Source organism: Deltaproteobacteria bacterium CG11_big_fil_rev_8_21_14_0_20_49_13, from assembly GCA_002796305.1.
In the GTDB taxonomy this organism is placed as follows: domain Bacteria; phylum UBA10199; class UBA10199.
Genome location: PCWZ01000060.1, coordinates 663 through 962, shown reverse-complemented (window position 1 = coordinate 962; position 300 = coordinate 663). Strand labels below are relative to the sequence as shown.

Genomic DNA, 300 nt, shown 5'->3' with positions numbered 1-300 from the left:
AATATGCGCCTCGTATGGCTAAGAACGTTAACGGCACAGATGTCTACACCGATCTTGACGATTTTCTTTCGTCATCCCTTGCTCGTAACGATATCGTGGGTTCATGGGGCTTTGGCTCGAAGATCGACTTCACGAAGATGGGCCGGGAAGAGACCAATGTCTGGTTCTTTGAGCAGGTCTTTAATTTTCTACGCTCTTTCTTTGGCCTTATAATGCCCGACAGCCTTGAGGTGATAACCTACAACGCAAAGAAGCAGATAAACAAAGAGAATTTGGACCAGATGACGTTCCTGGACGAGC

The 300-nt window shown here is 47.0% G+C and carries 1 protein-coding gene (cut by a window edge); it reads left to right on the top strand.

Annotated features, from left to right (window positions below; all coding sequences use genetic code 11):
• Positions 1-14: 14 nt before the first annotated feature.
• A protein-coding gene (locus tag COV46_05705; GenBank protein PIR17056.1) for a hypothetical protein crosses the window boundary here: on the top strand, positions 15-300 show its start. Its footprint extends 455 nt past the window's final position; 286 of the gene's 741 nt are visible here — the first part of the coding sequence; its start codon is at positions 15-17; its stop codon lies off the right edge, out of view.